A 16,462-nucleotide genomic window follows, 5' to 3' on the forward strand; every position below is an offset into this window, starting at 1 on the left:
GGTAGGATGAAAAAAGGACTTATGGGTTCCCGATTAGAGCGGATGTTCCTTGCACTTTTGAGCCTGGTGTTGTTCTTCGCTTCCACTGGGGCCGCCTTGGCTCAAGAGCCTTTCCCAACCGTTGGCTCATCGGTTTCGTTAGAGTCTGGGGATTTCGAGGTTCTGTTTACAGGGTGTGCTACTGGTAGTGAAACCATCAGCCCGGTTCGGGCTGATTTCGAACAGCGCGTTGTTGAACTGGTCAACGATTATCGGGCTTCAAAAGGCTTGCCTCCGCTTAAGCGCGTGGCGGAACTGGACAACGCGGCTCGCTACCATGCCCGCGATATGCGCCAGGATGATTATTTTGACCATAACTCGTTTGATCGCAATGGAAATACTCCGGTTTGCGAGTGGAACACGCGGATCACGGCTTTTTACAAGAATTGGCGAAACCTGGGCGAGAATATTGCTGCGGGGTATGCGTCCCCTGATAGTGTCATGCAAGGGTGGCTGAGCTCTGATGGTCATCGCGCGAATATTGAATCTCAAAGTTATTGGGAAATCGGAGTGGGCTATGACGAGGGAAGTGGCTCATACTTTCGTTACTGGGTGCAGGATTTTGGGCGGCGCGATGGAATTTACCCCCTAGTCATTAATCGCGAATATGCTCAAACCTCAGATCCGAACGTGGAACTTTACATTTACGGGATGGGTGTATGGACACAAATGCGCTTGCGTAATGATGATGATCCGTGGGGCGAATGGCAGCCCTTTTCGCCTACAGTGTCGTGGCGCTTGAAATGGACCCAGGGAATCCACACGGTCTGTGCCGAGTTGAAAAAGGACGCTCAAATTTACACGGCTTGTGATTCAATTGAACTGAGCACAGGCGGGCCTGTTCTTTCGGTGCAACCATCACGATTATCTTTTCTGTTCAACCGAGCGAAAAGTCAGGCCTTTCCTGCACAAGCCACCCTTCAAATAACGAACAGCGGGAATGACCAGGTTATATCCTGGCGGATCCTCTCTGCACCAGATTGGATTCGAATCACACCGACAAATGGCACAACCCCAAGCAATTCTGTGCTCATCAATCTCGAAGGGTCTAATATCCCCACTTCGCCCAGCACCTATTCCGATGTGATTCGAGTGGCGGTGGAGGGAGGGGAAAATGTTCGTGGTTCGCCCTTTGATGTTGCCGTGACACTGACGGTGGTGGAAGACTTACCCTATGCTGTTTTCCTACCCGCTGTGTCGCGCTAGCAAAACCGTGGAAAAAGATTAGGGTTGCACCGGAAGTTCGCGCAGGATTTCTTCAAACATCTGGCTGAATTGGGGCGCGAACAGCATCCCCACTACGGAATTGACAATTGAGAGGATCAATCCCAGGCTGGCGATGATCAGGCCGGCGATGGCCATACCGCGGTTGGTGCTGCTTAAGCCTAAAATACCTGTGATGATCCCGGCAATTGCCAGCGGGGCGCCACAAATCGGCAGACACCAGGCGATAAGTGTGATCAGGCCGAGCACCAGGGAGGCAATAGCCAGTCCCGGGCGATTTGGGGTGGTGGGTGGCGGAGCAGCAGAAGGGGGCGAAGCGGTTGGTTCGTACGTCATCGAGTATACCTCCTTGAAAAGGACGAGAGATGAAAAAAAGACACCCCAGGTCGGTCTGTAAGCCGCATTCTGTCCGTCCGGTGGGTATCTCTGGTCGTACCAGAGACGGCACCGGCCGGGATGATCATCTCTCTGGGCGAGCCGTTACCGACCCGCTCTAGCGGCCTACCCGGGGCTCAAGGGAAGCGAGCAACTTCCCGTCCGCAGATGCGGACTTTGCCCCTGCTTGGCCTTGCTCCCGGTGGGGGTTACCTAGCCACCGGTATTACTACCGGTGCTGGTGGTCTCTTACACCACCTTTTCACTATCACCACCCGTGCCCGAAAGCACGAGGGCTACCTGTTTCTGTGGCCCTGTCCGGCGGGTTACCCCGCCCCGGGTGTTACCCGGCACCGTGCTCTGTGGAGTGCGGACTTTCCTCAGCCTCGCGCCTGGCGAGGCCGCGATCATCCGACCGACCTGGAGCATTACTTATAGTAATACAAAATCGAGCCAAGTGTCAACCGGGTGGCTTGACTGCTTTTTTCCATCTTCAAGACATTCGATATCCTGCAACTTTTTTGCTCCAACCGTGTTAAACTATGCCAGAACGGATAACACTGGATTAGTCAAAGGAGGAGCGTTCTATGTCCAAGGTTGCCGTGGTTACTGACAGCACGGCTTACATCCCCAAGGCGTTGAGTAAGGGATTGCCCATTTATGTGGTCCCTTTGCAGGTGGTTTGGGGCGAAGAAACTTACCGCGACGGCGTAGATATTCAACCCCTGGAGTTCTATACCCGGCTGAAGACCGCCAAGGTTATGCCAACAACCTCACAACCTTCACCGGAGGCCTTTCGCCAGGTGTATGCAACCCTGCTCGAAGAAGGCTATGATATTGTGAGCATTCATATTTCGGCCAAGTTATCGGGAACATTGGATTCGGCGACGCAAGCCCGTGAGATGCTCAAAGGTGAACGGATTGAATTGGTGGATTCAAAAGTTACGGCTATGGCATTGGGATATCACGTGCTCAGTGTAGCCCGTGCGGCGGCTCAGGGTGCGTCCTTTGAGGAGTGTAAAGCATTGGCGCACCAGGCGGTAAATCACACTGGCGCGGTGTTTGTGGTCAGCACCCTGGAGTTTCTCCATCGTGGAGGGCGTATTGGTGGAGCAGCCGCCTTCTTGGGAACAGCGCTCAATCTCAAACCCTTGCTGGAACTGCGTGATGGGCGAGTGGAGGCGGTTGAACGGGTTCGCACTCAACGCAAGGCCATTGATCGTTTGCTAGACCTTTTGGATGAGCGGGTTGGTGGTCAGTCACCGCTGCGCTTTGCTTGCTTGCACGCCAATGCACCACAAGAAGCCGAAGATCTGATGGAGCGGGTGCGCCAGCGTTATCCCCAAGAGCGGCTGGTGGAATTGGTGCTAGCGGAGGTCAGCCCGGTAATCGGCACCCATACCGGCCCGGGCACCGTAGGCATTGCCTACATGGCGGGTATGTAAGAACCCAAGAAAAAGGTTATTGAACAGGGCTGCACCTACTCGGTGCGGCCTTTTTTGATTGAGGGCGGCCGGGTATAAATTTGCTGGCAAGAGGTAAAGTTTGATAGAATTACATTGCCTGTTTCATCATCTCACTGCGCGAGGTTTGCGATGCGAAACTATCCTCAAATTGGTGTTCAGGTTGCAGATGTTCTTCTTCCCAGGCCGGGAATTGATCTCCAAAAATGGGCGGTCATTGCCTGTGATCAATTCACCTCGCAACCGGACTATTGGGAAAAGGTGGCTGCTCTGGTCGGTGATGCCCCTTCAACGTTTCATTTGATCTTGCCGGAGGTTTACCTCGGAACACCGGAAGAAACCCGGCGTATTCAGAGTGCTCAGGAAACCATGCGGCGCTATCTTGAGGCTAATTTATTTGAAGCATATACCGGCTTAATTTATGTGGAACGAACCGTCGGTGAGAAGACACGGCGTGGCTTAATCATGGCTCTGGACCTCGAGAAGTACGAGTTCACTCCGGGTGCGCAATCACTCATTCGAGCCACCGAAGGGACCATTCTGGAGCGAATTCCACCCCGCATGCGCATTCGTGAGGGTGCCTTGCTAGAACTTCCGCATATCTTAGTGTTGATAGACGACCCGGAACGTACGGTGATCGAACCGGTAGCAGAACAATCTGAGCGCTTACCTTTACTCTACGATTTTGATTTGATGCTTGGAAGTGGTCACTTACGGGGGCGTTGGGTGGATGACCCGTCTTTGGAGCAACAGGTGGTACGGGCGCTGGAGCGCTTGGCTTCACCTGAGGTTTTTTATACCAAATACGGCGTCAATCATGACAAGGGCGTGCTACTCTTTGCTGTTGGTGATGGCAACCACTCTCTCGCGACGGCGAAATCGGTGTGGGAAAAGATCAAGGCCCAGGTTAGCCCTGACCATCCTGCGCGATATGCGCTGGTTGAGATTGAAAATCTCTATGACGAAGGTCTGGAATTTGAGCCGATTCACCGTGTGGTCTTCAACGCCCAACGTGATATGCTAACAGACCTAAAAGCATGGTTTGGGGAGCGCTTGACCCTCCAACCTTGTGTCAGTGAAGAGGAGATGGTTGATCGCGTTCATTGTCCACCGACTCAAAACGAACATTGTTTTGGTGTGATCTCGCCGCAGGGGTACTGGTTGGCGCAGGTTCATCAGCCTGACTCAAATCTGCCGGTGGGGACCCTGCAAACTTTTCTGGATGCCTGGCTCAAGCAAGCGAGTGGCGCTAAGATTGACTATATTCACGGTCGCGAGGTGGTGGCCACCTTAGGACGCCAGCAGGGAAATTACGGCTTTTATTTGCCGGCTATGCCCAAGACTGAATTGTTCCGCACCGTGATCCTGGATGGCGTCCTACCGCGAAAGACTTTCTCGATGGGCGAAGCCATTGAGAAGCGCTTTTATATGGAAGCGCGTCGCATTGCTTGAGTTAAAGCGCACTAGCGGGTGATTTGGTAGAGTTCGACCAACACACCGCCGGTGCTTTTGGGGTGGATAAACGCCATTTTACGGCCCGGCAATTCGAGAGGGGATTCGTTGATCAATCGAATCCCCTTTTCTTTTAATTGCGCGAGCATCTCTTCGATGTTGTCTACCTCAAAGCAGAGATGGTGCATACCACCCCCGCGTTCGGCAATAAAGCGCGCGACCCCGGTGTCCCCGCTGGTCGGTTTGACCAGTTCAACTTCGCTGTCACCCACTGGGATAAACACCACCGTGGCCTGTTGACTGGGTACATCCTCAATATGATCTACCGTTAGACCTAAAGCATCCTGCCAGAAGGCAAGTGCCGCGTCAACGTCGGGCACGGCAATAGCAATGTGGTTGATTTTTGTGATTTTGGCCATAGTATTACCTCGTTCCGGATCAGATCCAGGTGGGGGGTTGATACTCACCCCATACCTGACGCAAAACGCGGCAAATTTCTCCCAGAGTTATGTCGTTCTCTACGCATTCGATAAAAAGCGGCATCAGGTTTTCACTCCCGCGGGCTGCCTGTTCAAGGCGGGTGAGCAGTTCGCCAACCTTGGCGTTATCCCGTTGGGCGCGCAGCTCGGCCAACCGTGCCCGCTGGGCAGCCTCAATGGCCGGATCTACTTTCAGGCGCTCCAGATCCAACTGCTCTTCAATTTGAAAGGCATTGACACCCACGATGATTTGTTCTTTGCTTTCAACGGCCTGTTGATAGCGATAGGCTGATTCCTGGATTTCCTGCTGCATGTATCCGTTTTCGATGGCGGCTAGGGCACCCCCCATGGCATCAATTTTGTGAATGTACTCCATAGCGCGCTGGCTAATTTCATCAGTCAGGTATTCAATCACGTAAGAACCGGCGAGCGGATCCACGGTATCTGCTACCCCGGATTCGTATCCAATAATCTGTTGGGTACGCAGGGCTATTCGAACCGATTTTTCAGTTGGCAACCAGAGCGCTTCATCCATGGAATTGGTGTGTAACGATTGGGTTCCCCCAAGCACCGCCGCCAGCGCCTGAATGGTCACACGAACGATGTTGTTTTCTGGTTGTTGCGCTGTCAGGGTAGAGCCAGCCGTCTGGGTGTGGAAGCGCAGCATCCAGGATTTAGGATCCTGAGCCTTAAAGCGATCCCGCATAATTTGGGCCCATAGACGGCGAGCAGCACGGAATTTGGCGACCTCTTCCAGGAATTGATTATGGGCAGCGAAGAAGAAAGAAAGTTGGGCGGCAAACTCATCCACTTGGAGGCCAGAGTCAATCGCAGCCTGCACGTAAGCGATGGCATTGGCCAGGGTGAAGGCTACCTCTTGAACGGCGTTGGCGCCAGCTTCCCGGATGTGATAACCGGAGATACTAATGGTGTTCCAGCGTGGCACATGTTTGGCACAGTACTTAAAGACATCGGTGATCAAACGCATGGAAGGTCCAGGCGGGAAGATATAAGTACCCCGGGCTACATACTCCTTGAGGATGTCGTTTTGAATGGTGCCGCGCAACCACTTAGGATCTACACCTTGCCGCTTAGCCACCGCAATATACATCGCCAGCAGTATGGCCGCTGGAGCGTTGATGGTCATGCTGGTGGAAACTTTGTCCAGAGGAATGTCCTTAAACAGGATTTCCATATCTCGCAGGGATGATACCGACACCCCTACTTTTCCCACTTCACCGGTTGCCATGGGGTCATCGGCGTCGTAACCAATTTGAGTGGGTAAGTCGAAAGCGACCGAAAGGCCGGTTTGGCCCTGAGCGAGTAAATAACGATAGCGCTGATTAGATTCCTCCGCGGTGGCATAGCCGGCATATTGCCGCATGGTCCACAGGCGACCTCGGTACATGGTGGGTTGGACGCCGCGGGTAAAAGGATATTCACCCGGAAAGCCCAGTTTTTCCATGTAATCGAAGTGTTTTGATGGAAGGGCTACCCGCGGAAGCGGAATTTGGGATGAGGTAAAGAATTCGGGTTTGCGCTCGGGATATTTTTCAATTAAGGGGCGTAACGTTTGGGTTTCCCAACGTTGTTTTTCCTTCTCAAGGTCGCTCATAGATCATCTCCTTGCTAGCCTGCATTGTTTAGTATATCGTATCCCTCGTCTCAGAAAAGATAACAATTTCATGGTAAACTTTGGACAAACTTCCTGAGAGCATAGCTGCCATGACACCGTTTTTACAATTTGTCTTTATTTCTGCCATTATTTTATTTGCGGCAAAAGCCGCGGGTTATATAAGCACACGCCTGGGACAGCCCTCGGTTCTCGGGGAGTTACTGGTTGGGTTACTGCTTGGTCCTTCGCTGATTGACCTGGTCCATCTGCACATTTTTACTGATGCCCATTTGGGGGAGTTTGTGTATGAAATTGGCGAGTTGGGAGTTCTCATCCTGATGTTCCTGGCGGGGATGGAACTCCACATTCGCGATTTTGTGCGTAATACGCGCGTTTCGCTGTTAAGTGGCTCCCTGGGTGTTATTGTCCCGGTAGCGTTAGGGACAGGGGTGGGGCTATTGGCTCACATGCCCTTAGATAGCGCGCTCTTTTTAGGCCTAACCCTGGGAGCAACCAGCGTTAGTATCTCGGCTCAAACTTTAATGGAACTGAATGTCTTACGCACCCGGGTTGGACTAGGATTGCTGGGGGCAGCCGTTTTCGATGATATTTTGGTTATCTTATTCCTATCAATCTTTCTGGCTCTCGGCGATGGTGGATTAACACCGACAACCGTTCTGCCGGTTGTGTTACGGATGGCGATTTTCCTAGCACTTTCGATGGGGTTCGGGTTGTGGATTCTTCCACGGCTCAGCCAACGCGTAGTCCGGCTACCGGTCAGTCAGGCCGCTTTAAGTTTTGCTATCGTCATCATGCTGCTTTATGGCTTAGCGGCCGAGGTACTTGGAGGTATGGCTGCCATTACTGGCACGTTTCTGGCTGGCTTGATGTTTGCGCGCACGCCAGAAAAAGGACAGATTGAAAGTGGCTTGCGTGCCCTGGGGTACGGTTTCTTTATCCCAATGTTTTTTGTCAATGTCGGTCTCGCGGTTGATCTCCACCTAATTCGACTCGATACCTTTTGGATCATGTTGGGGGTGATTCTGGTTGCCATCATTGGGAAGATCCTGGGTGCAGGATTGGGGGCGCGGGCTTCGGGTTACTCCTGGTTGGAAGCGCTACAATTAGGAATAGGGATGGTCTCACGCGGGGAGGTAGGATTGATTGTGGCGACAGTTGGGCTGGATAACGGCTGGCTTTCACCGCAGGTCTTTCCGGCTATTGTGGCGATGGTGCTGGTAACTACCCTGGTCACACCCCCCTTATTACGAGCTACATTTGCTCATCAGGAAAAAAAGGACAGAGCCGAGATGATCGAAGCGGTGTCCACCCCCGAAGCCTCGGTGGAACCTTTTGAGTCCAAATCTTGAATGAGGTGATTGACGTTTATGTTTCTAGTTTTGTTCGTCCTCAATGATCCTGAAAATTTGGATGCCCTACTTGATGCGTGGGAAGGTGTGGGGGTGAGTGGGGTGACGATTCTCTTGAGCAAAGGTTTGGTGCGATTCCGCGAAAGCGGTGGGGCGTGGCGTGAGGATTTTCCGCTGTTTCCCTCTTTAGAAAATTTTCGCGAGCATATCGAAAATACCAATCGTACCTTGTTTTCCATTGTTGAAGATGAAGCCACCGTAGAACGTCTACTCAAAGCCACGGAGCGGGTGGTGGGTAGCCTTAATCAACCTAATACTGGCGTTATGGCGGTAATTCCTTTGGCGCGGGCATATGGGCTGAAAAAGCAATTCTGAGATCAGAGAATTAGCATCGCATCGCCAAACGAGTAGAAACGATAATTGAGACGAATGGCTTCACGGTATGCTTCAAGGATGCGTTCGCGTCCGGCGAAAGCGCTGACCAACATCAGCAAAGTAGAACGAGGGAGATGAAAGTTGGTCACCAAAGCATCCACCACACGAAATTCAAAGCCGGGTAGTATATAAAGATCGGTCGGTCCAACAAATGGTGCAACCCATTCTCCAGGGGCGGCAACGCGGGCAGCCGTTTCCAGAGTTCGCACACTGGTGGTACCAACGGCGACCACGCGCTTTCCTGCCCTTTTCGTGGCATTGATACGCTCTGCTGTTTCGGGAGGAAGTTCGCACCATTCGGTATGGATGCGATGCTGAGTTGGGTCTTCCTCGGTTACTGGGGCGAAGGTGTCCAGGCCAATATGGAGCACCAAGCCGGCGAAGCTGAGCCCCTGGGCCTTAAGGCGTTCGATAAGTTCGGGGGTGAAGTGTAAGCCAGCGGTTGGGGCAGCAGCCGATCCCGGTTCACGGGCGAAGACGGTTTGGTACCGTTCGGGGTCGCGCAATGGTTCGTGGATATAGGGGGGGAGGGGCATCTGCCCAACCTGAGGCAAGTAAGGTTCTATGGGCTCGGTGAATCGGATCAGGCGACGCGAACCTCCCAACTCGGCGACGACTTCGGCAGGAGGTCCACCTTCGACTTGAAGGCGCATTGGAGGTCGGACCCGTTTGCCACCCACCAAACTTTCCCAGGTGTGGTCGGCGATTTTTTTAAGCAAAAGCAACTCCACCCGTCCGCCGGAGGGTTTGCGCGCCCATAGACGTGCCGGGATGACGCGGGTCTCATTGACCACCAACAAGTCGCCGGGGTTAAGATAGCGTCCAATCTCCCAGAAAATGGTATGCTCAAGGTCAGGACGATCCCGCCACATGACCAGCAAGCGTGCATTATGGCGCGGCTCGACCGGGGTTTGGGCGATGCGGTCGGGTGGAAGTTCATAATCGAAATCGGAAGTCTTATAAGATGCGCTAGACATAAAAGAATGAAGATCCACCGAAACCTTTATTTTAGTTCGTCATCATTTCGCGAAAAAAGAGACGGCTGTTGGTTATTTTTGGTATATGGGAGGCCCAAGTGGGCATAGGCTAAAGGGGTGGCAACGCGGCCTTGCGGGGTACGATCCAGAAAGCCCAGTTGGAGCAAGTAGGGCTCAACCACGTCCATAATGGTATCGGGTTCTTCGCCGATGGAGGCGGCAATGGTATTGAGTCCTACCGGGCCGCCGTTGTACTTCTCAATGACGGTGCGCAAGACACGTTGATCTACGTCGTCCAATCCAAGAGGGTCCACGTTGAGAAGGTTTAATGCCTCGCGGGCAATTTCGGCTGTGATTTGACCGGCTCCGCGGACTTGAGCGTAATCGCGCACGCGACGTAGGAGACGCAGAGCCACGCGGGGAGTGCCTCGTGAACGGCGGGCAATCTCCGCAATCCCTTCCGCATCGGCATGAACGCCGAGGAGTAGCGTGGCGCGGCTCAGAATTTGCTCGATCGCCTCGCGACTGTAATAATCCAGGCGATAGACGGCGCCAAAACGTGCCCGCAGCGGTGCACTGACCAGAGCCAAGCGAGTAGTGGCGCCGATCAGGGTAAAGCGGGGGAGTTTAAGGCGGATCGAACGCGCTGCCGGTCCTTTTCCGATGACAATGTCGAGCGCAAAATCTTCCATGGCCGGGTAGAGAATCTCTTCGATGGCTTTGCCCAGGCGATGGATCTCATCAATAAAGAGGATGTCACCAGCGCGAAGGTTGGTTAAAATTGCAGCCAAGTCTCCGGCTCGTTCGATGGCCGGGCCTGCGGTCACCTTGATTTCAACGCCCATTTCATTGGCCAGAACATGGGAGAGGGTGGTTTTACCCAGCCCTGGCGGGCCGTAGAAGAGGACATGTTCCAGAGGTTCCCCGCGCTGGCGGGCCGCGGCTATTAGGATGGAGAGATTTTCCTTTAGGCTATCTTGCCCAATAATGTCAGCCAGGCGGCGCGGGCGCAGAGCCTGATCAAGTCGGTCGTCTGGCCGGCTTTCGGGTTGTACGAGGCGCTGCTTGGAGTCGTTCATATCGGTTTGATTATAACTGCTTTCTGCCTGGGGATTGAATTATAATAAGCGAAATTTGAGCAAAGGAGCCCGTCGCATATGTCGCTCGTCCATGTCTCAAAACATCCCCTCGTGGCTCATAAGTTAGCCAAATTGCGCTCGGTGGAGACCGAACCCAAGCGATTCCGCGAATTAGTCCGTGAGTTAAGTGCGCTATTGGCCTATGAGGCGACTGCGGACCTGGCGACGCGCCCGGTGACGGTGCAGACTCCCATGGGAATTGCCCAAGGGGCTGAGTTAGTGGAAAAAATCGGGCTGGTGCCCATTCTGCGCGCCGGCTTGGGCATGGTTGAAGGGGTGTGGGAACTCATGCCCTCGGCAGAGGTCTGGCACTTGGGCATCTATCGGGATGAAAAGACGCTTAAGCCAGTGCAATACTACAACAAACTCCCGACCGAGCCTCGAGTCAGCGTGTGTTTGATCTTGGATCCGATGCTGGCCACAGGTGGGTCGGCTATTGCAGCCGTGGACATACTTAAGCAGTGGGGTGTAAAACGCATCAAGTTCGTGGGGCTGATCGGATCGCCCGAGGGCATTCAGCGACTAGAGATTCATCATCCGGATGTGGCGATCTACCTGGCGGCCATTGACGAGCGCCTGAATAATCAAGGCTATATTGTGCCCGGGCTGGGGGACGCCGGAGATCGTCAGTTCGGCACGGGTTGAGCCCAACACGATCTTTTGCAAATACGCGTGGTTCAGGGGGCGAGAGCGCGTTGCGCGCGGAACAATAATCGGTTAATGCCCCAAATGGGGATGGCTAAAACCAAATGGATAGTTAAAGCCATCCCCAAAATTAATCCTAATGTCAAGAGAGCCCGGTTAAGCAAAGGCCACAGGGTAAGGGCTAACCATTGCCCGATCCCGGCTAAAAAGGCTACCACGGAAAAAATACCCAAGGCTACGGCCACAGCCCACCAGGCGCGGCGGTCAGCCGCGGAGGGGATCATGGTACTGCTAATGGTAAACGTGAGATAGAACCAGAGCCAGAAATCGGGTTGTTGGGTTAGGACGAGTGCCTGGGGCAGGAGGCCTTGCCAGTTAGCCTGAAGCAAAAATGGAAGCAAAGTTTTGAGGCCTAAGTAGTTTGAACCGAGGTGGGAAACCACCAGCGTGCCAATGAAAAAAGGGGCTACCCCAATCAGGGCATCACGGAGGAAATCAGTTTTAGATGTCTGCACGCTCCCCAATTGCAGTTGACCGTTGGGCAACATCCGGGGGAGAAGCGAGAAGCCCCGCAACGGAACGCGCAGCAACTTGGCGAACAGAACGTGGCTAAATTCGTGCAACACCACTCCTGGTAAGAGGAGAATGGAAAACAGTATCACCGCTAGGTTGGAGCGTCGGGTTAGGAGATAGAAAAACATCTGCAATTCGTGATGCAGCCAGCGCTGAATCACGAGGAAGGAAAGCAGAGTTAGACCAAATGCAATTAGGCCTTCAAACGCCAAACCGCTCTCACTTGGCCGCGGCTTCGACGATTTTTACGAACTCTGCGGCTTTTAGGCTGGCACCGCCAACTAATGCCCCGTCAATCTGGGGTTGAGTGAAGAACTCGGCGGCGTTAGCGGCAGTTACCGATCCGCCATAAAGCACGCGCACTCCCTCGGCAACGGTGTTCCCGAACATCTTGGCCAGAGTGGGGCGGATGACATCTCCCACCACGCGGTTTGCGTCTTCACCGCTGGCGGCGCGCCCAGTGCCGATAGCCCAAACCGGTTCATAGGCAATGACCAATCCGCTGGCTTGTTCGGGCGTCAGGTCTTTCAGTCCCTGTTCAATTTGGCGGGAGACGACTTCGGCTGTACGGCCGGCCTCGTTTTCGGCCAGTGTTTCGCCGATGCAGACGATGGGGGTGAGCCCGTGGGCCAACGCGGCACGTACCTTGCGATTAACCGTTTCATCGGTTTCACCAAAGTAGGTGCGTCGCTCTGAGTGGCCGAGGATAACATATTGGCAAAACTCTTTGACCATAGCAGGTGCGATCTCGCCGGTGAATGCACCGGCGGTTTCCCAGTGCATGTTTTGTGCACCCAAGCCGATATCGGTGCCGCTCAACATAGCCGCTATCGCCATCAGGCTGGTAAAGGGCGGGCATAGCACCCGTTCTACCGCTTTCACAGCTTGCAGCCCTGGCAGCATTTCTGAAACCAGGACGCGGGCCTGTTCAACCGTTTTATTCATCTTCCAATTTCCGGCAACGAAAGGTTTACGCATGGTGGTCTCTCCTGAAGGGGATTGAATTTTATTTGGTCAATGATGAAAGGTGGCGATTGGTGGTAGAGAGGGGGGATGAACTGGTTAATGGTTCCTCTAAGAAAGCGCCCTGGGACATTAGAAAGAAACCGGTGAAACTGATAAAGAGCCATGGCAGCATACTGGCTTGCGCGTGGCTTGCCAACAATAACGCCGAGAGCAAAAGATAAAGGCTCAATAGCCCTTCACCCCATTCAAGATAATTATAGATAGTTCTTGGGGTGTTGGCCATTATCTTTGATTTCGAAGTCGCACTTTTCGGTGTGCGCTCAAATACGCCGCCATTGTGGAGCCAGCCATCAAGGGCACCAAAAGCGCAGGTCAGGCTGATGCCGATCCCAAGCAAGGCCATTCCGGGTAGTAACTTAAGCCGCGATGTCCAACGAGGATTAATTTCTGTTTGAGCAGTAAGGTATTCTGCAGCTAGCCCCACACCCCCCAAAACACTCCAGAGGAAGAGGTTGAAATACGAGGGTGCCCATAAGCCTAGCGGTAGGATCAATAGAAATGCCAAAACCGCAAAGGGGAAAGGAACGTACATGGCGAGGTGGAGCAAGCCCTCCAGACGCACCTTCCAGGGTAGTGGGGCACGCCAAAGCCGTGCCCCGAGTTTACGCAAGGTTTGGAGGCTACCTTTAGCCCAGCGATATTGTTGCCGTCGGAGGGCGGCTAAGGTTTCGGGCAACTCTGCCAAGACGGTAACGTCAGTCAGGTAAAGTCCTTTCCATCCCAAAAGTTGAGCACGGTACGCCAGGTCGAGATCTTCGGTTAGGGTATCCCATTGCCAACCACCGGCGGCCTCGATGCACTCTCGGCGCCAAATGCCACCTGAGCCGTCAAACCCGATAAAGAATCCCCCCGCAGCACGACCACCCTGTTCCACAATGGCATGACCATCCATGGCTAAATTAACCAGGCGGGTGAGGAGGTTGGCGTGCGCGTTGTAGTGAACCCAACGAGTCTGTACGAAACCCACTTGCGGGTTTTGAAATGCTGGTACAACCCGTTTCAGCCAATCACGTGGGGGGAGAAAATCGGCGTCGAAGATGGCGATTAACTCGCCCCGTGCGATTGAGAGGCCTGAGGCCAGGTTGCCGGCTTTGTAACCCTGGCGATTGGTGCGATGGCGGTAGATGATTTGAAAGCCTTCGCGTTGATAACGTTCGACCAGTGCACGGGCGAGTTTGCTGGTTTCATCGGTAGAATCATCCAGAACCTGGATTTCCAGGCGATCACGGGGGTAGTCCAGGCGAATAATGGCACGTAATAAGCGGGTAACCAGTTGTCCTTCATTGTAGATCGGAAGTTGTATGGTGACTCGCGGCCATGACAGGGGAGGTGAAAAATCGGAGAATCGGGGGAGACGTTGGCGATTTCGGAGATATGTGTAGGCGAGAAACAGGCTATTAAGCCCGGGGATCACCACTGCCAACATACACAAGGCGTAAAGCACTTTGAGCAGGGTAAGTAACGCTTCCCAGGTAATGACGTTCGTCATAGCGTCCTCCCCATTGTAGCAGGGGCTTTGCAAGCGCTAATTCTACCACTGTTATGTTAATGAAAGATTTGAGAGGCGGGGGTGAAAATGAGTTTAGCCGCGCCCTCCTTGTCGAACGTTGGGGGTTGTGTTAAAATCAGAATTGCAATACGGTGGCTGTAGCTCAAAGGCAGAGCACCTGACTGTGGATCAGGTGGTTGTGGGTTCGACCCCCATCAGCCACCCCTTTTTTTAATGCCCCTTTATACGGATATTCCTTAAACCAACTTCACCTCATGTGATTGATAGTTAGCGTCTCAGGTGATAAGGCACGTCAATGATCACACGTTGAAAGCCCATGCGACGGCGCCGATATAGTAATGCGGTTTTAATCAGCCAAGCAGATTGGTTGTGAAGGAAAAAGTGCCACCAGCGGGCTGGGACAAACTCTGGTAGCATGACTACAGCCAGTTGTCCATCGTTATGTTCCCGATCGGTTTGGTCTAAAAAATCTAGCAAAGGCCCTACCAGGGAGCGGTAGGGGGAAGGTAAGACTACAAGGGGGACGTTCGGCCAAAGGGTTGTCCACTTTTGCTGGATCTGCTCACCGCTTCCGGGTTCCAATTCTACATAAACGGCGGTGATCTCTGTGCTTATGGCTCGGGCAAACGTGATGGCATTAACGATCCCTTTGTGGATGCCTGAGATGGGGATGACAATGCGGGGGTGAGGTGGCGTTAAAGCAGGGAGCTCTAAAAGTTCAGATAGGGATAGCTCCTGGGCAACATCTTGATAATGGTCGCGGATGCGCAGGAACCCCAATGTCATTAATGCGATCGCGATGGGTACGATCCAAGCCCCTTCCACGAACTTGCTGACCCCAACGATGACCATGGTAATGCCTGTGGTCAATCCCCCCAAGCCGTTTAAGAAGGCTTTTATTTTCCAATGCCTACCGCGGGTTCGCTGCCAATGGTTGACCATTCCAATCTGCGAAAGGGTAAAGGCCAGGAAGGCCCCAACAGCGAACAAAGGGATCAAGGCGTGAGTATTTCCATTAAACAGAATGATAAGCAGCCCGGTAATGGCAGCTAAGGTTAGGATCCCATTGGAATAGACTAACCGATCTCCCAACCCGGCCAATTGATGCGGTAGGAAGCCATCCTTAGCCAAAATAGCGGCCAGACGCGGAAAGCCGGCAAAACTGGTATTGGCGGCAACGGCCAGGATAAGTAGTGTGCTGATCTGTACCAGGAAATACAGTGGCGTGTTCCCGAAAATCCAATGGGCCAGGGCTGAAAGGATGGTTTCGTCCGCCCGTGGAATTACGGCCAGGAATTGGGTCAGACCAATGCTGCCAAGGAAGAGAGTTCCCATGAGACCAGCCATAATGATGAGAGTTTTTCCTGCATTGCGCGCTTCGGGGGGACGAAAAGCAGGTACACCGTTGCTAATGGCTTCAATGCCAGTCAATGCCGTGCATCCGGTGGCAAAGGTATGCAGTACCAAAAATGGGGTTATGGGCTGGAGTACGGGTAAGGTGGCTTGAGGAACATATCTCACGCCTCCCACCATCAAGTGTATGACACCAACTCCGAGCATTGACAAAAAAACGCCTAGGAAAAGATACACAGGAATCGCCATAACGGTTCCCGATTCCTGCAAACCGCGGAGGTTAACCACTGTGATGACAATTAACAACACGATTGCTAGTTCAACTTTATAAGCCCAGAGCACCGGAAAAGCCGAAGCCAATGCAGCTACACCTGCGGTAAGACTCACGGCGGCTGTGAGGATGTAATCCACAATTAAGGCAGCGGCGGCAATTAACCCCGGTATTGTTCCTAGATTCTCACGGGCAACAACATAAGAGCCCCCTCCTGAAGGATAGCCATGGATGGTTTGAAAATATGATAGGGCTACGATGAGTAGTAAACCGGTGATCGCCAGTCCAATTGGCCATAAAAAGGCCAGGCCAGCGCTTCCGGCGAGTGCTAAACCAAGATAGATTTCTTGATTAGCGTAGGCAATCGAGGAAAGCGCATCAGGAGAAAAAGCAGCCAGCGCCCGAATTTTGTTTAAGCGCTCGCGGGATAAACTTTGAGTGGGAAGGGGAGAACCTACGATCAAATGCCAGAGATGGTCTAGCACAGTTACCTCCTGAAGGCATACAATCTTAGAT

Annotated in this window: 15 protein-coding genes, 1 tRNA gene and 1 other RNA gene; 7 read left to right on the forward strand and 10 right to left on the reverse strand. The window is 53.2% G+C overall.

Going from position 1 to position 16,462, the window contains the following annotated elements; genetic code table 11:
- Positions 1–6: 6 nt before the first annotated feature.
- Entirely contained in the window at positions 7–1,245 is a 1,239-nt protein-coding gene (locus tag QYE77_RS12740; protein ID WP_315625815.1) for a CAP domain-containing protein, read from the forward strand.
- An 18-nt stretch (positions 1,246–1,263) separates the two neighbouring features.
- On the opposite strand, the gene QYE77_RS12745 is transcribed toward QYE77_RS12740, so the two are convergent.
- Both QYE77_RS12745 and rnpB read right to left on the reverse strand, forming a co-directional pair.
- A complete protein-coding gene (locus QYE77_RS12745) occupies positions 1,264–1,599 on the reverse strand; it encodes a DUF4190 domain-containing protein (RefSeq protein WP_315625816.1) in 336 nt (111 codons plus the stop codon).
- Positions 1,600–1,641: 42 nt separating this feature from the next.
- Positions 1,642–2,061: RNase P RNA component class A (rnpB, locus tag QYE77_RS12750), an RNA gene on the reverse strand.
- A 164-nt stretch (positions 2,062–2,225) separates the two neighbouring features.
- Between rnpB and QYE77_RS12755 the strand changes: the two genes are divergently transcribed.
- Together QYE77_RS12755 and QYE77_RS12760 are read left to right on the forward strand one after the other, a co-directional pair.
- A complete protein-coding gene (locus QYE77_RS12755) occupies positions 2,226–3,083 on the forward strand; it encodes a DegV family protein (protein ID WP_315625817.1) in 858 nt (285 codons plus the stop codon).
- A 150-nt stretch (positions 3,084–3,233) separates the two neighbouring features.
- A complete protein-coding gene (locus tag QYE77_RS12760; protein ID WP_315625818.1) occupies positions 3,234–4,553 on the forward strand; it encodes a DUF1015 domain-containing protein in 1,320 nt (439 codons plus the stop codon).
- A gap of 11 nt (positions 4,554–4,564) precedes the next feature.
- On the opposite strand, the gene mce is transcribed toward QYE77_RS12760, so the two are convergent.
- Both mce and QYE77_RS12770 read right to left on the reverse strand, forming a co-directional pair.
- Positions 4,565–4,972, reverse strand: coding sequence for a methylmalonyl-CoA epimerase (mce, locus tag QYE77_RS12765; RefSeq protein WP_315625819.1), 408 nt, complete (start codon positions 4,970–4,972; stop codon positions 4,565–4,567).
- 19 nt (positions 4,973–4,991) lie between these two features.
- A complete protein-coding gene (locus tag QYE77_RS12770) occupies positions 4,992–6,647 on the reverse strand; it encodes an acyl-CoA mutase large subunit family protein (RefSeq protein ID WP_315625820.1) in 1,656 nt (551 codons plus the stop codon).
- 110 nt (positions 6,648–6,757) lie between these two features.
- Between QYE77_RS12770 and QYE77_RS12775 the strand changes: the two genes are divergently transcribed.
- Both QYE77_RS12775 and QYE77_RS12780 read left to right on the forward strand, forming a co-directional pair.
- On the forward strand, positions 6,758–8,017 hold the full coding sequence (locus QYE77_RS12775; RefSeq protein WP_315625821.1) for a cation:proton antiporter: 1,260 nt from the start codon (positions 6,758–6,760) through the stop codon (positions 8,015–8,017).
- 18 nt (positions 8,018–8,035) lie between these two features.
- A complete protein-coding gene (locus QYE77_RS12780) occupies positions 8,036–8,392 on the forward strand; it encodes a hypothetical protein (RefSeq protein ID WP_315625822.1) in 357 nt (118 codons plus the stop codon).
- Positions 8,393–8,394: 2 nt separating this feature from the next.
- Here QYE77_RS12780 and queA read toward each other — a convergent pair whose 3' ends face one another.
- Both queA and ruvB read right to left on the reverse strand, forming a co-directional pair.
- Positions 8,395–9,429, reverse strand: coding sequence for a tRNA preQ1(34) S-adenosylmethionine ribosyltransferase-isomerase QueA (gene queA, locus QYE77_RS12785; protein WP_315625823.1), 1,035 nt, complete (start codon positions 9,427–9,429; stop codon positions 8,395–8,397).
- A 26-nt stretch (positions 9,430–9,455) separates the two neighbouring features.
- A complete protein-coding gene (gene ruvB / locus QYE77_RS12790) occupies positions 9,456–10,508 on the reverse strand; it encodes a Holliday junction branch migration DNA helicase RuvB (RefSeq protein ID WP_315625824.1) in 1,053 nt (350 codons plus the stop codon).
- Between the two features lie 78 nt (positions 10,509–10,586).
- Between ruvB and upp the strand changes: the two genes are divergently transcribed.
- Entirely contained in the window at positions 10,587–11,213 is a 627-nt protein-coding gene (upp, locus tag QYE77_RS12795) for a uracil phosphoribosyltransferase (RefSeq protein ID WP_315625825.1), read from the forward strand.
- Positions 11,214–11,245: 32 nt separating this feature from the next.
- Here the strand turns inward: upp and QYE77_RS12800 are convergent, their stop codons facing one another.
- From QYE77_RS12800 to QYE77_RS12810, 3 genes are read right to left on the reverse strand one after another with little or no spacing between them, the layout of a single operon-like run.
- Positions 11,246–11,998 carry a hypothetical protein gene (locus QYE77_RS12800; protein WP_315625826.1) on the reverse strand — a complete coding sequence of 251 codons (753 nt, stop codon included), beginning with the start codon at positions 11,996–11,998 and terminating at the stop codon, positions 11,246–11,248.
- A gap of 7 nt (positions 11,999–12,005) precedes the next feature.
- Positions 12,006–12,764 (reverse strand): triose-phosphate isomerase, encoded by a 759-nt coding sequence (gene tpiA / locus QYE77_RS12805; protein ID WP_315625827.1) that lies wholly within the window; start codon positions 12,762–12,764, stop codon positions 12,006–12,008.
- A gap of 28 nt (positions 12,765–12,792) precedes the next feature.
- The gene (locus QYE77_RS12810; RefSeq protein ID WP_315625829.1) at positions 12,793–14,301 is read right to left on the reverse strand and encodes a glycosyltransferase; all 1,509 of its coding nucleotides are present in this window, start codon (positions 14,299–14,301) and stop codon (positions 12,793–12,795) included.
- Between the two features lie 152 nt (positions 14,302–14,453).
- Here QYE77_RS12810 and QYE77_RS12815 point away from each other — a divergent pair.
- Positions 14,454–14,525 (forward strand) — tRNA-His (locus QYE77_RS12815).
- Between the two features lie 64 nt (positions 14,526–14,589).
- Here QYE77_RS12815 and QYE77_RS12820 read toward each other — a convergent pair.
- Entirely contained in the window at positions 14,590–16,431 is a 1,842-nt protein-coding gene (locus tag QYE77_RS12820) for an APC family permease (protein ID WP_315625830.1), read from the reverse strand.
- Between the last annotated feature and the right edge of the window lie 31 nt (positions 16,432–16,462).

This window comes from Thermanaerothrix solaris (genome assembly GCF_032334255.1).
Lineage (GTDB): Bacteria > Chloroflexota > Anaerolineae > Anaerolineales > Anaerolineaceae > Thermanaerothrix > Thermanaerothrix solaris.